General features: G+C 68.7%; 13 protein-coding genes. 10 read left to right on the top strand and 3 right to left on the bottom strand.

The window, feature by feature from the left end:
- Positions 1-94 precede the first annotated feature (94 nt).
- The 6 genes from BLT68_RS06955 (at position 95) to BLT68_RS06930 (ending at position 4,631) form a co-directional block, all read left to right on the top strand.
- On the top strand, positions 95-1,108 hold the full coding sequence (locus tag BLT68_RS06955; protein ID WP_074633401.1) for a hypothetical protein: 1,014 nt from the start codon (positions 95-97) through the stop codon (positions 1,106-1,108).
- Entirely contained in the window at positions 1,101-2,213 is a 1,113-nt protein-coding gene (locus BLT68_RS06950; RefSeq protein ID WP_074633399.1) for a TadA family conjugal transfer-associated ATPase, read from the top strand. Before BLT68_RS06955 ends, BLT68_RS06950 begins: the two co-directional genes overlap by 8 nt.
- A complete protein-coding gene (locus BLT68_RS06945; RefSeq protein ID WP_074633398.1) occupies positions 2,210-3,499 on the top strand; it encodes a type II secretion system F family protein in 1,290 nt (429 codons plus the stop codon). Before BLT68_RS06950 ends, BLT68_RS06945 begins: the two co-directional genes overlap by 4 nt.
- A gap of 135 nt (positions 3,500-3,634) precedes the next feature.
- Positions 3,635-3,910, top strand: coding sequence for a DUF4244 domain-containing protein (locus BLT68_RS06940; RefSeq protein ID WP_074633396.1), 276 nt, complete (start codon positions 3,635-3,637; stop codon positions 3,908-3,910).
- Positions 3,907-4,245, top strand: a complete 339-nt coding sequence (locus BLT68_RS06935) for a TadE/TadG family type IV pilus assembly protein (protein WP_074633394.1) — start codon at positions 3,907-3,909, stop codon at positions 4,243-4,245. The genes BLT68_RS06940 and BLT68_RS06935 overlap by 4 nt, the downstream gene beginning before the upstream one ends.
- A complete protein-coding gene (locus BLT68_RS06930; RefSeq protein ID WP_232618717.1) occupies positions 4,242-4,631 on the top strand; it encodes an Rv3654c family TadE-like protein in 390 nt (129 codons plus the stop codon). The genes BLT68_RS06935 and BLT68_RS06930 overlap by 4 nt, the downstream gene beginning before the upstream one ends.
- A gap of 248 nt (positions 4,632-4,879) precedes the next feature.
- Here BLT68_RS06930 and BLT68_RS06925 read toward each other — a convergent pair whose 3' ends face one another.
- Genes BLT68_RS06925 through BLT68_RS06915 form a run of 3 tightly spaced genes read right to left on the bottom strand, consistent with a single transcriptional unit; the run spans position 4,880 to position 8,440 of the window.
- Positions 4,880-7,507, bottom strand: coding sequence for a DEAD/DEAH box helicase (locus tag BLT68_RS06925; RefSeq protein WP_198482555.1), 2,628 nt, complete (start codon positions 7,505-7,507; stop codon positions 4,880-4,882).
- Positions 7,497-7,985: a YbjN domain-containing protein gene (locus tag BLT68_RS06920; protein WP_070778592.1), complete on the bottom strand. Its 489-nt coding sequence runs from the start codon at positions 7,983-7,985 to the stop codon at positions 7,497-7,499. Before BLT68_RS06920 ends, BLT68_RS06925 begins: the two co-directional genes overlap by 11 nt.
- Complete coding sequence (locus tag BLT68_RS06915; protein ID WP_198482554.1) at positions 7,982-8,440, bottom strand: YbjN domain-containing protein; 459 nt, start codon at positions 8,438-8,440, stop codon at positions 7,982-7,984. Before BLT68_RS06915 ends, BLT68_RS06920 begins: the two co-directional genes overlap by 4 nt.
- Positions 8,441-8,595: 155 nt before the next feature.
- On the opposite strand from BLT68_RS06915, the gene BLT68_RS06910 reads away from it, so the two are divergent.
- The 4 genes from BLT68_RS06910 (at position 8,596) to BLT68_RS06895 (ending at position 13,603) form a co-directional block, all read left to right on the top strand.
- Positions 8,596-9,690, top strand: coding sequence for a phosphatase PAP2 family protein (locus BLT68_RS06910; RefSeq protein ID WP_074633392.1), 1,095 nt, complete (start codon positions 8,596-8,598; stop codon positions 9,688-9,690).
- 259 nt (positions 9,691-9,949) lie between these two features.
- On the top strand, positions 9,950-10,474 hold the full coding sequence (locus BLT68_RS06905) for a DoxX family membrane protein (protein ID WP_070778588.1): 525 nt from the start codon (positions 9,950-9,952) through the stop codon (positions 10,472-10,474).
- A 457-nt stretch (positions 10,475-10,931) separates the two neighbouring features.
- Entirely contained in the window at positions 10,932-12,800 is a 1,869-nt protein-coding gene (locus tag BLT68_RS06900; RefSeq protein ID WP_074633391.1) for a ribonucleoside triphosphate reductase, read from the top strand.
- Complete coding sequence (locus BLT68_RS06895; protein ID WP_408641284.1) at positions 12,797-13,603, top strand: anaerobic ribonucleoside-triphosphate reductase activating protein; 807 nt, start codon at positions 12,797-12,799, stop codon at positions 13,601-13,603. The genes BLT68_RS06900 and BLT68_RS06895 overlap by 4 nt, the downstream gene beginning before the upstream one ends.
- The last annotated feature ends 29 nt before the right edge of the window (positions 13,604-13,632 follow it).

Here is a 13,632-nt window from a genome sequence, read left to right as displayed (position 1 = left end):
CCGCTGTTCACAGGGTGACATCTCGCGCAGGCGTTGTCCACAGGGGAGTGCGCACGGATGGACTGGGGCGGGCCGCCGGGCGCACTGTGGGCGCATGAACACCGAGCCAGCCTCGGGCCGAGGCACCGTCGCCCTCGTCGGCCTGACCTCGCCCGACCTTGAATGCGTCCGCGACGCCGTCACCCTCGCGGGGGCGCGAGTGTGCGTCGACCCGGCCAGGGCCTCGTTGGTCCTGGCCGCTCCGCAGGCCCCGGTACCCGATTGCCTGCCCTGCGTTCGAGTCGGGGACGAAGGCCAGGTGAGTCCGCGTGACACGGCCCTCCTGGTTTCCCTCATCGCCGAGGCATCGCGGCGCGCGCTCCGACCGGGCGCGGTGTGGGTGTTGGCCGGGATCGCCGGGGGAGTGGGGGTCACCCGCGTCGTGCGTCTCCTCGCTCACGCGATGGGGCGCACGCGGGCAGCGTGGAAAAGGTGCCCGCGATGGATGGGCAAAGAGCCGGGAAGCGAGAGCGGCTCCGGCCCGGTCGTCGTCGACGCGTCGGGGGCGGTGCCCGGATTTGCCCGCGCGTGCGATCACTCGGCCCCGGGGGTGCGCTGGGCGGACTTGGATGCCTTAGAAGACTCCTACCTGCCCGCTCTGCGCGATCAACTGCCGCTGATCGGTGGGGTGCGCGCCATCGTGGGAGATGGACGTGGCGGCGCCCACGCGGACGATCCTCGCGTGGTGGCAGCCTGCCGGTCCCTGGACGCTCCCCTCCTCGTGGATGTCGGCCGGTGGGACGCGCGGGCGGCGCACTGCGCCCTGGCCATCGGCGCCGACGTCGCCGTCCTGGTGACCCACGGGGACCTTGAAGGCGCGGCCGCGATGGCCGCGGTCCTCACGCTGTCTCCGCCACCGTGCCCCGCACTCACGCTTGTGACCAGGGGTCGCAGACGTAGCCCGGGCCTGCGCGAGTGCGCGCCCACGCCGATCCTTAGCCTCCCCACGCGCAGCGGGCGGGACCTGCGTGCCCTGCGCCGCGCACTCGCCTCCACGCAGGCTCCGCCCGACGGTTCGAGGGGGCCGGACACGATCGGTCCCGGGCAGCTTAAGGCCTCCCGTGCGTAGCGCGCTGCGTCTGCTCGCCCGCGGCGACCCGCCCGCCCGAGCCGTCGCGACGACGGCGCGAGCGGGCTGCGGGGCCGCCGAGGCCGCATCGACGCTGAACGCCCTGCGAGCGCGCCAGCGGGGGCTGACCCCGGCTCTGGCCTCGCTCCTGGACACCCCCGGAGTGACCGACGTCCTCATTAATGGAACGCAAGCGTGGGTGAATCGGGGAGGCGGCCTGGTCCGTACCGACGTCGGCATCCGGGACGAGGACGACGCCCGGCAATCGGCGATCCGCATGGCTTCTGCGTGCGGGGTGCGCCTGGACGATGCCAGCCCGATCGCTGATGGGACGCTGCCCGGGGGAGTGCGCCTGCACGCGGTCCTGGCTCCCGTCTCCGGTTCCGGGACGCTCGTCTCGCTGCGGGTCCTCGGAGCCCACCGCCTGGGGATCGCCGAGCTCGAAGGATGCGGCACGCTGCCCGGACCGATCTCCCCGCTCGTGCGCGGCCTCGTCGCGGCGCGCGCCAACGTCTTGGTGACCGGCGCGACGGGCAGCGGAAAGACGACCCTACTAGGAGCCGCGCTTTCACTTGTTCCTGTCGGAGAGAGGGTCGTGTGCATTGAAGAGGTCGCCGAGATCGCGCCCGCTCACCCGCACTGCGTGCACCTGATCGAACGCAAGCCGAACGTCGAAGGACGGGGCGGCATCCCCCTGCCCGACCTGGTGCGCGCGGCCATGCGCATGCGTCCCGACCGCCTCGTCCTCGGGGAATGCCGAGGGCCCGAGGTACGCGACGTGCTCACCGCCCTCAACACCGGACACGACGGCGGCTGGGCGACCCTGCACGCCAACGGAACGCGCGAGGTGCCCGCACGCCTGGCCGCGCTCGGGGCGCTCGCGGGCATGAGCGAGTCAGCCGTGGCCGCCCAGGCCGCCAGCGCCATCAACGCGGTGCTCCACATGAGGCGCGACCCCCGCGGGCGCCGGTGGGTGGCCGAGGTGGGCGTGCTGACCCGCGAGCGCGGGCTCCTCGAGTGCCTTCCCGCGCTGAGCGCAACCGCTGACGGCCGCGTCAGCGTACACGAGGCCTGGGAGCCCCTGGCACAAAGGGTGGGGCTATGAGGTGGGCGGGAGCGGCGTGGGTGCAGGGCTCATGGGCAACGGTCGGAGGCGTCGGGGCGGGGCATGCTATCGAGAGGGCCGTGTGGTTGATCGGCGGTTGCGTCCTGGCGGCATGCGCCTTGAGCTGCCTGGGAGGAATCGCGGCCAGGATCGCGCGGGGGGTGCGCGAGCGTCGCATCGTACGCGCCTGGGCCCAGCCGTCCCTCCCGGATGCGGCCAGCGTGGGTTGCCCGCGCCTGGGCGTCGGCCGCCTGGTTGGCGGCGGCAACGGGCGACACCGCGGTCGCGTTCAGGGCCCGCCGTCGCCGCGAGAACTGTCGCTCCTGGTCGCCGAGGTCGCAACCAGACTGCGTGCGGGAGCCCCCGTGTCCTTAGCCTGGAGGCTCGCGCTGGCGCGAATCGGCGTGGGCGGTGGGGGCAGCGGCGACGACGCCTACCCTCCCGTCCTCGATGAATGGGCCAGCGAGCCTGGGCGGTGGGGGTTCCTCCCGGCGAGTTTGCGCCGCACGGATGCTGTAGCGGCCAGGTCCAGCGCCGCCTCGATCGCGGTGGCCTGTCGATTCAGCCGCGTCCTGGGCGCTCCCCTGGCCGGCGTCCTTGACGCGATCGGCGGCGCGATCGACGACGCGCAGGCCGTAGAGGAGGCGCGTCGCGTGGCCTCAGCGGGACCGCTGATGTCCGCGCGCGTCCTGTCCGCCCTGCCTTTCGTGGGCATCGTGGCGGCCTGCGCGCTCGGTGCATCGCCGTGGGAGTTCTACACGGGAGGAAAGGCCGGGAGCGTGTGCGCCCTGATCGGGGTGGTGGCCTGGATCGCCGGGATCGCATCGTGTCGCCGTATCCTGGATCGGTGCAGGAGCAGTGAGGATACGGGAGTGGATCCCGCCCTGGCGTGCGACCTGGTTGCCTCCGGCCTGGCCTGCGGAGCGGCGATTCCCCGAGCGCTCGACGCCCTGGCCGACGCGTGCGCGCAGGAATGCCTGGCATGGACGGCCGCCTCCCTGCGGCTGGGGACAACATGGGCCGACGCCTGGGAGGATACTCCGGCGTGGGCACACCCGTTGCATGACGCGCTTGAGGCTTCGTGGACCTGCGGAAGCGCGCCCGAAATTATGCTCGCGCGCTGCGCAGCCTGGGAGCGCCGTACGCGCCTGGCCGACGCACAGACACGGGCCGAGGAACTCAGCGTGCGGCTGGTCGGCCCCCTCGGCGTCTTTTTCCTGCCCGCTTTCCTGGCCCTGGGCATCGCGCCTCTCCTCGCGTACCTGATGGCGGGGATCGAGGCGTAGGCGCGTGCCGTGCACAGGGGATGCACGCACCCGCGCGTTATCCACAGGTCCTCGGATTCGGATGGAACGCAGATCGTGGTTCCTCGCACACTGGTCCTGCGCGCTGATGAACGCGCACGACGAAAGGACAGATCAATGACGATTATCGAACGAATCGGCTGTGCGGCGGCACGCGCGCAGATCGCGGCGATGGGACGCCTCGGCCGCGCGGCGCGGGACCTGCGTTGGCGCCGAACCGATGACGACACCAGTGGGCTGGGCGACCCCGAGGAGGGCGCCACCACCGTCGAGTATGCGATCGGAACGATCGCGGCAGCGGGGTTCGCGGGGCTGCTCATCGTGATCCTCAAATCCGACACGGTGCGCGCGGCCCTGGAATCCGTTATCCGAGAGGCGCTCAACACACGATGAACCGCGACGATTCCGGCTACGTCACCGTCGAACACGCCGTCTGCTTCGTCGCCGTGACGCTGGTGATCGGGGTCATCGTCGCCGCAGCCCAGGTGGGATTGACCGGTGCGTCCCTGTGCCAGGCGGTACGCGAGGGGGCCAGGGCAGCGTCCATCGGGGCGGACGACCCCCAGGCCGCGGCCTCGGCCGCCTACGCGCCCGGAACCTACACGGTTACGCGCTCCGGCGGGTGGGTGACGGTCAGTGGCAGCGCGCCCTACCGGGGCGTCTCGGGCTGGGTTGGTGGAGTGGCCCGCTGCACGGTCACCACGATCGACGAGGGGGACCTGCCGTGAGGCGCGAGGTGACCGTAACGCCGGGGAAAGGGGGGATCGAGGAGGGATCGGGCACGGTCAACTGCCTGGGGTTGATCGTCTTGTCCCTCCTGCTCGCGGTGACCGTCGGCGGCGCTGGCGCGGCGCGGTGTGCGCTGATCCGCCTGCAGGCCATCGCGGACCTGGCGGCCCTGTCGGGTGCCGGCCAGGCCGCCACCGCCCCGTGGGAGGACGTGGGAGAGCGGCCCTGCGGGGCCGCCGCCTCCGTCGCTTCCGCGAACGGGGTCGCCGTACAGTCCTGCGAGGTGAGGGGAAGCGATTGCCTGGTGGTCGTTACCGATTCCGTTCGGATCGTTGGGATTCCAATGATTTTGCGCGCACGCGCCCGAGCGGGGACGGGCGATTGATAAATTCACAGAGAATTGCCAGCTTCGTTCAATACTTCCCACAGGTGCGGCTTCTACATTAGAAGTCATCAAGCCAAAGGCAACACCCAAGAAGGGTGGCCAAGAAAGGGAGCGCATCGGAAAACTTGCACTGTGTTGATGGGATGCTTGAAGGGGTCGGCCTTGGGGTCGGCCCCTTCAAGTCTGCACGGTGCCAGCACACGTCGAGTCGTTTCAGAAAACAGGTTGCGCAGGTCAGGGCCTGGGACCTACGCCCCCGGCGCACGGTCGCGCAGGTAGGTGAGCAGGGTGATGGCCCCCGACTTTGACAGGGGCTCGTTGCCGTTTCCGCACTTGGGGGATTGGATGCAGCGGGGACACCCGGCCTCGCAGTCGCAGGAGGAGACGGCCTCGAGGGTGGCGATCACCCATTCGCGCGCGCTGCGAAACCCGGCCAGCGCGTGCCCGGCGCCGCCTCGGAACGCGTCGTGGATGAAGACGGTGGGCGCACCCGTATCGTCGTGCAGTTCGGTGGACAATCCTCCCAAGTCCCAGCGATCGCACGTTGCGACCAGCGGCAGGATCCCGATCATGGCGTGCTCGGTGGCGTGCAGGGTGCCCGCCAGGTTCGCCGCCGGAATCCCCGTGGCGGCCAGAGCGGTCGGCGTGAGCGTCAACCACGTGGACTTCGTGGGCAGCGTGCGGGTGGGGAGGAATAGCTCAACGTTACGGATGAACTCGAGCCCGGGTAGGCGCAGCAGGTCGTAGTCGGTCACCCGCGTCGACACGTTCGTGGGGCCGTGGTGCCAGGCAACGGTCCCGTCCGCGCTCACGTACGTGTCCTCCACCGCGCACACCGTGACGTCGGTGTGCGTAGAGGCACGGGTACGCAGAGGAGTGCGCACCTCCTCCACCAGGGCGACGCGATCCTCTCCCTGGCGCGCGGGCGGGATGATGATCGACGAGGCCTCTGCCGCCCCCGCTGCGCCTTCGCCGCCTGCCCCCCGGCCGACCGAGGCCCGGCCAAGGAGAGAACCCGGCCACCCCTGGGCGGCGGGCGCGGCGGGCTCGGTGAGCGAGGAGAGGCTCAGCACGTGGAAGGTGCGCCCCTGGTGGATGTAGATGGCGCCGGGGAAGACGTGCGCGTCGGCGGAGGACTGATCGAGGGTGCCGATGACCGTGCCGTCGCGGGCGTCAACGATCTGGACCTCCCCGGATGAGCCGCGCAGGTCGGTGAGGTCGCAGGGGCGTTCGGGTCGGGTGGCATCCCACACATATCCGCCTGGCCTCCGCCTGAGGTATCCATCGGCGGCCAGATGCTCGGCGAGGCCCCGAAGCGTGGGCCCAAAGTAGTCGATGTCGGACGGGGCGATCGGCATCTCTGCGGCGGCGGCCGCGACGTGCGGGGCGAGCACCCACGGGTTCACCGGGTCGATGACGCAGGCCTCGACATCGCCCAGGATGTGCTCGGGGTGGCGCACCAGGTAGGCGTCCAGGGGGTTATCCGACGCGATGAGCACGGATGTTCCCGGGGCCCCTGCGCGCCCTGCGCGGCCGATCTGCTGGCGCAGGGACGCGCGCGTGCCCGGCCAGCCCACGGTGATCGTCGCATCCAGCCCGGAGATATCCACCCCCATCTCCAGGGCGGAGGTGGTGGCCAAGGCGCGCACCGCCCCCGTGCGTATCGCGTCCTCGAGCGCGCGCCGCTCCTCGGGCAGGTAACCGCCCCGGTACGCGCCGACCCTGCCGGCGAAAGGGGAACCGCGGGAAAACAGGCGGTCGCGGATCTGCGCGGCCACCGCCTCCGCCCCCGCGCGCGAGCGCACAAAGGCCAGCAGACGCGCCCCCTCCTCGATGAACGCTAACGCCAGGGCGGCGGCTTCGACTCCGGCGCTGCGGCGCACGAGGGGAACCTGGAGCGTGGCACTCCCCGGGGGCGCGTCGATGGCCTCCAGGAATGAGGAAATGTCCACCTCAGACGTGTCGGCAACGACACCGCCCTGCCACAGGACCAGCTCGTGGGCGCCGGCGGGGGAACCGTCGGTTTCGATGGCGACCGCGTCGCGTCCGGTGAGCGCCAGGCCCACGCCCGCCGCATCCCGCACGGTCGCGCTGAGCATGATCACGCGCGGATCTGCCCCCAGGTGGTGGGCGACGCGCAGCAGTCTGCGCACGATGAGCGCGACATGCGATCCGGTCACCCCGCGCCAGTGGTGGGCCTCGTCGATGACGATAAGCCGCAGGGACGCCAGGAAGCGCGCCCAACGCCGGTGGGAGGGCAGCATGACGTAGTGCAAAAAATCCGGGTTTGACAGGACTAGGTCCGCGCTCGCGCGCGCCCATTCTTTCGCCTCGCGCGGGGCGTCCCCGTCCACGGCCTGCGCGCGCACGCGACTCAGGCGTTCATCGATCAGGCCAGGGCCACCCGCGCCCTCGCCTTCGGCCGAGTCTAGGGCGGCGTCCTGGCCGAGCAACGCTGTCAGAGAAGCCAACTGATCAGCGGCAAGCGCCTTCGTCGGGGCCAGGTACAGGGCGCTCGGGCGCCGATGGATCGCCGAAATGCGGGAGGATTCCTGGGCCTCGACCAGGTCGGAGAGGATCGGCGTCCACGCGGCGAGCGACTTGCCAGAGCCGGTGCCCGTCGCGAGCACCACGTCGGAGCCCGCGCGAATCGCGTCCAAAGCGTCGCGTTGATGGGTCCACGGTTGCTCCACCCCGCGCCGCGCCCACGCGGCCACGACCGCGGGCGACACCCACGATGGCCACTGCGCGAGTGCCCCGGAGCGCCCGGGGATGGTGAGGTGCCCCAGGAGCCTGTCGTCGTCGGCGCTGATGCGCCCCAAGAGGCCCAGCAGAGCCGACGGGGACGGACCGAGGTGGTTTCGCTCACCGCTCATCCGGGCCCGGATTCACCAACCCCAGCATCTCTGACGCGGATTCCTTCACGTACTGGATCGCCGCGATGCCCGTCGAAATGCCCGACGAAATCGCGTCTCGCAGCTGCACGTCGGACAGTCCGACTTCCGTGTCCACCACGAAATCCGCGTACACGCCCAGCTTTCCTGCCGGAGACACCGCGGTGTACACGGTCGGAAAGTATTTCTCGCGGTTCCAATTATCCGCGGTCGCGAACATCGCCGGTTCCGCGCTGGCCGCCGGCGCATCCGTCTCCCACAGCGCGCGGATCGACAGGAAACGCCCGGCCGCATCGAAAGAGACCAGGAATGGGATGCCATCCAAAATTGCGCCTGCGGCGCGACCGGGCTCGATCACGTCCAGCGCGTAGCCCATCTCGCGAACCTCCGTCACGACCCGCTCAAAATCCGCGGGGTAGGGCGTCACGTCGTCCTCGGGCACCAGGTAGGGGACGTTCACCGCGCGACCCGCCGATCCCGGCTGTCCCAATCCACGAACTCCGGCAGCGTCACCTCAAGGTCCGCGAAGAACCCCATGATCATCGACATGGACGTCTCGAAGAAATTATCCAGCTGAGCCTGGGTCAGGCCCGATAGTACCACGATGTTGCACTCGGCGATCAGGCCGTACTGCGCCCCGTCCTCGAGGGGAGCCACGTATGCTTTGGGGCCGGTGCGCGTCGAATTACACGCCGCGACTTCGCGCGCCAATTCGCCGAACTGCTCCGGTGTCCGGGCGATTCCCCGCCACTGCGCGCGCAGCTGCAGAATCTGCGGATTTGTCGCGTTCCAGAAGAAAGCGGCGTTCGGCGCCAGATACGCCAGCTCGCCCTGGTTATAGTCGCCAAAACGCACGTCCCGGGACCTCAGCAGGTCACGGATACGATCGGTGCTGACAGGTGAAGAAGCAGCCACTGACAACTCCCGCGTGGAACCTACAGAATCGGACACACCCACTCTAACCGAGCCCTGGGACCCGCGCGCGCTCACCCCCGCACAAATCCGCGAACCACCGCCCCACTCCACTACAGTGGGTATGGGAAGCCACACCGGCGCGAAGGGAGGACACCGTGGACGATCCCAACGCCCCCCTGCCCTGTGACCCTGCCGTCGACGAGTCGTACACCAAGAGCTCCGCCTCCGATCGCCCCCGCAAGCGTGCGGGCTCAAAATCCGCCAGCGAGGCGCGCGAACCCCGACGGGAGGGTGCCCCCGCGAAAAAAAGCGCGGCAAAAGCGCGCACCCAGCCCGAGACCGGCCGCGGTAAAGCGGGTGTCGCAGGGCTGCCCAGGACTCTTGGCCTGAGCTCCGATGGATGGTACCGGCGCAAGCTCTCACGCCGACTCGCCGGAGTCGCCACCTGCCTGTTCCTGACCGGGATCGTCAGCCACGTCGCCCTGGCCACCGCGCCCGGGCAGGTCGTCGACACCATCCTCATGGAGGGCACGATGCGCTCCGCGAGGCACTACGATGCCTTCTCCACGCTGATCACCGGGCTGGTGTCCGTGCCCGTCATGGTCATCGCGGGCACCGTTGTCGCCCTGGTCGCCGCCGCGCGGCGCCGCCCCACGCTCGCGGGCCGAGCCCTCGGCGCCGTCATCGGGGCCAACATCACGACGCAGATCCTCAAGGAGTACGTTCTCACCCGCCCCAATCTGGGTGTCACCACCGGTGCCGGCAACTCGCTGCCATCCGGGCACACTACCGTCGCTGTCACCATCTCCCTCGCCCTGGTCGTCGTCGCGCCCAAATTGTTCCGCAGCCCTTCCGCCTGGATTGGATGGGCGTGGAGCGCGCTCATGGGCGTTTCCGTGATGATGGAAGGATGGCACAGGCCCGCCGACGTCATCACGGCGGTCCTCATCGCGGGCGCGTGGGCGCTCGCGCTCTCGCCGATCGAGCGCCGCCCCAGGCACGGGGCCCAGGCTCAGCGAGTCATGGTGTGGATCTGCCTGGGCCTAGTCGTCGTCGCGATCGTTGCGACGACCGCCGCCCTGTGGGGCTTGAGCACGTCCGCGGCTTCTCCCGGATCCGGCTATGGGTTCGAGGACTTCCTGCAGATCCGCCCCTGGCGTTCGCGCGTCCTGGGCACGGCGGCTGTCGCGTGGGTGAGTGCCGTGTGCGGGCTCGTCATGCATGAGGTTGATCGCCTCGCGGGTGAATAGGCGTCGCGGCCGCTGGCTTCCTGCCCCCCGCCGCGCTCTGCCCGGAGCGGAATCGGCGCATCTTGGATTTTTGGTGCCATTCGGGCGATGTTGTTGCGGGCGGATTGATACCTGATTCTGGCCGCCGGTGATACCGGTGTGAGGCTGCCGGTAGGCGCGGCGACTCGGGTGCGTCGGTGTGGCCTGTGCCCCGCGCGCTGCGATCAGTTGGATAATGGAGTGGATCGCTTGATCGCCGTCACGAGATGAAGGAACCGACATGCATCGCCCCTCCTCAGCCGTCGTTACCTCCGCGAGCGCTCGCATAGTCCTGGGGTTGCTGCGCATCGCGATCGGCTTTGTTTTCCTGTGGGCCTTCCTGGATAAAACTTTCGGCCTGCACTTTCCCACCGGACCGTCGCGCGCGTGGATCAACGGGGGCACGCCCGCTCAGAGCTACCTGGTGAACGCGACCGGTGGCAAGCCTCTGGCCGGTTTCTTCCAGTCCCTGGCGGTGCCCGCGATCGACTGGGTGTTCATGGTTGGCCTGCTCGGTATCGGGCTGGCGCTCATGCTGGGTATCGGGACACGCCTCGCGGCCCTCGCCGGGGTTGTCATGATGGGATTCATGTACGTGGCAACCGCGCCCTGGGTGTGGGGCTCTCTCAATCCTGTGGTCAGTGAGCACCTGGTTGACGCGATGATCCTGGTTCTCATTCCCCTCGCGAGTGCCGGCGATACGCTCGGCCTGGGCGGCTGGTGGAAGAGGTTGCGCCTGGTGAGGAAGCTGCCCTTCTTGATCTGATGTGTTAAGCGGGACCCGTGCGTTGGCTCGCGGTGGGGCCAGCGGAGGGCGCAGTCGCAGCCGGTTGGACCTGAGCGGCCAAGCAAGCGCGGATAGGACCTTAGTCCCATAAAGGTGGTGGATCGGGGGTGACGTGATGGATGGAACGCGCCGACTCGCGAGGAGGGTGCGCGCCGCGCGATGGATACTAGATACAGTGGCTACTGTTCGACCCAAGCACTACATCTAGTGTTCAATACTGAGTGGGGCCCATATCTGGGATTCATCCAGGGCGGGCGGTAGCGCGAGCCGCTGCCCACGACGCCACGAACGCGCCGACGTGCAGCAGCGTCTAGGAGTGTCGACGCGTCGAACGCGCATAGTGCGACCGCAGTTTTCGGCGTCCGCAGGAGTGGGCAGGACTCCGGCGCGCCGCGGCAGACAATTCAACGGGTAAAAACCAGACAGGACAGGGATCATGACCAGCGCAGCTCGATACGACGTCGACGCCATCGCAACCGTGGAGGAATACCTCGACCGCTCCGATTGGCGAGTCAACGCCAACGCCAACCAGGGATATTCGCTCGGGGGGTTGGTCCTGAACTCGGCGGGCAAGATCGTCGCCAACTACTGGCTGGAACACGTCTACACGCCCGAGATTGCGGCCCCCCACCGCGTCGGCGACTACCACATCCACGACCTGGACATGTTCGCCGGTTACTGCGCGGGGTGGTCCCTCAAACGCCTCATCCAAGAGGGCTTCAACGGCGTGAGTGGCGCGATCGCCTCCGCCCCGCCTCGCCACTTCTCCTCCGCGTGCGGCCAGATCGTGAACTTCCTGGGCACGCTCCAGAACGAGTGGGCGGGCGCCCAGGCTTTCTCCTCCTTCGACACGTACATGGCTCCCTTCGTGCGCCTGGACGACATGACGTACGAACAGGTCGTCCAGTGCATGCAGGAACTCATCTACAACCTGAACGTGCCCTCACGCTGGGGCAGCCAGTGTCCGTTCACCAACCTGACCTTCGACTGGACGTGCCCGGACGACCTGGCCGACGAACACCCGATGATCGGCGAAGAGGTCGTCGACTTCACCTACGGCGAGCTGCAGCGGGAAATGACCCTCATCAACCGCGCGTTCATCGAGGTGATGACGGGTGGCGACGCGGACGGCCGCGTCTTCACGTTCCCGATCCCGACCTACAACATCACCCCCGACTTCGACTGGGATGGCGAGAACGTTGACGCCCTGTTCGACATGACCGCGAAGTACGGCCTGCCCTACTTCCAAAACTTCATCAACTCCGACCTGGATCCCCACATGATCCGCTCCATGTGCTGCCGCCTGCAGCTGGACCTGCGCGAGCTGCTCAAGCGCGGCAACGGCCTGTTCGGCTCCGCCGAACTGACGGGATCCATCGGTGTGGTCACGCTGAACATGGCACGCCTGGGCTACCTCCACAAGGGCGACGAGGCCGGCCTGGTCGCACAGATGGACCACCTCATCGACCTGGCCTCCCGATCCCTGGAAATCAAGCGCGAGACCATCCAGTACCACATGGACCACGGCCTGTTCCCCTACTCGAAGCGCTACCTGGGAACGCTGGACAACCACTTTTCCACGATCGGCGTCAACGGCATGAACGAGATGGTGCGCAACTTCAGCGACGACGCCTACGACCTGACGGACCCGCGAGGCTTCGACATGTGCGTGCGAATCCTGGACCGGGTGCGTGAGCGCATGGTCGAGCTGCAGGAGGCGACCGGCCACATGTACAACCTTGAGGCCACGCCCGCCGAAGGCACCACCTACCGCTTCGCGAAGGAAGACCGCAAGCGCTACCGCGACATCATCCAGGCCGGAACGGAAGCGGAACCCTACTACACGAACTCCTCGCAGCTGCCCGTCGGCTACACGGACGACCCCTTCTGTGCCCTCGAAAACCAAGAGATCCTGCAGGGCAAGTACACGGGAGGCACGGTGCTGCACCTGTACATGGGGGAGCGCGTCTCTTCCGGAGCGGCCTGCAAGGAAATGGTCCGCCGCTCGCTCACCGCCTTCAAGGTCCCCTACATCACGATCACGCCTACCTTCTCGATCTGCCCGGTCCACGGATACCTGACGGGCGAACACTTCACCTGCGACAAGTGCGCCGCCGCCCACCCGGACGCCGAGCCCCAGACCTGCGAGGTGTGGACGCGCGTCATGGGATACTTCCGCCCCGTCCAGTCATTCAATATCGGCAAGAAGGGCGAATACCACGAGCGCCAGATGTTCTCAGAGAACGCCGCCGACGCCCACGGCGAACTCGTCAGCGCGTTCCCACCGGCGGAAAGCCTGACGTGACCGGTAGGCCCCCGGACGGCGGCCCAAAATCCCCCCGGAACGCCGCGGCGAACCCGGGGGGCGGTCGCGGGATCACCGGGGGGAAGGCCGGCAGGATATGGACGCCGGAAGACCTGCAGATCGCGGGCATGGTCCCCCTGTCGACCGTCGATTGGCCCGGTAAATTCGTCGCCTCCCTGTTCCTTCAGGGGTGCCCGTGGGCGTGCCCCTACTGCCACAACAGCGCAATCATCGACCCGCGTATCCCCGGGGTGGTCGCATGGAGCTCCCTGGAGGAACTCCTGGCGCGCAGGCGAGGCCTCCTCGACGGGGTTGTGTTCTCCGGTGGCGAGGCGACCCGACAAATCGCCCTGGGCGCAGCCATGGCCCGCGTGCGTGAGCTCGGCTTTAGCGTCGGCCTGCACACCGCCGGCCCCTACCCGGGTCGCCTCGCTGACCTGCTGGACGCAGGCCTGGTCGACTGGGTTGGCATCGACATTAAGGCAACGCCCGCGAACTACCAGGCCGTGGCCGGCAGGGTGGGAGCGGGCGGGCGCGCGTGGGAATCCCTGGGGGTCATCCTCGACCACCCCGAGGTGGACCACGAGGTGCGGCTCACCGTTTACCCCGACGGGCCCAGCGACGGCCTCGACGTGGCGCGCGCGGCCCGCGACATGGGGGTGCGCTGTTTCGCCCTCCAGCAGGCCCGCCAGGTAGGCGCTCCGGCCGGATTTGTCGCCGCGCGCCCCGGCTGGGATGACCAGGTGCGCTCGCTCGCGGCCGACATCGAAGCTCTCGGCTTTGACAGCTTCACCTTCCGCTAGGATTCGTAGGTGTTTTATCGGATGACAGC

The sequence above is a fragment of the Schaalia meyeri genome (assembly GCF_900105015.1).
Lineage (GTDB): Bacteria > Actinomycetota > Actinomycetes > Actinomycetales > Actinomycetaceae > Pauljensenia > Pauljensenia meyeri.
The sequence above is the reverse complement of the archived record's forward strand: the minus strand, read 5'-3'. Positions and strand labels throughout refer to the sequence as shown.

Bases quoted from the DNA above. Each gene is read 5' to 3' on its own strand.
- BLT68_RS06905 (WP_070778588.1), top strand. From the start codon at position 9,950: ATGCATCGCCCCTCCTCAGCCGTCGTTACCTCCGCGAGCGCTCGCATA.
- BLT68_RS06940 (WP_074633396.1), top strand. From the start codon at position 3,635: ATGACGATTATCGAACGAATCGGCTGTGCGGCGGCACGCGCGCAGATC.
- BLT68_RS06925 (WP_198482555.1), bottom strand. From the start codon at position 7,507: ATGAGCGGTGAGCGAAACCACCTCGGTCCGTCCCCGTCGGCTCTGCTG.
- BLT68_RS06955 (WP_074633401.1), top strand. From the start codon at position 95: ATGAACACCGAGCCAGCCTCGGGCCGAGGCACCGTCGCCCTCGTCGGC.
- BLT68_RS06900 (WP_074633391.1), top strand. From the start codon at position 10,932: ATGACCAGCGCAGCTCGATACGACGTCGACGCCATCGCAACCGTGGAG.
- BLT68_RS06945 (WP_074633398.1), top strand. From the start codon at position 2,210: ATGAGGTGGGCGGGAGCGGCGTGGGTGCAGGGCTCATGGGCAACGGTC.
- BLT68_RS06935 (WP_074633394.1), top strand. From the start codon at position 3,907: ATGAACCGCGACGATTCCGGCTACGTCACCGTCGAACACGCCGTCTGC.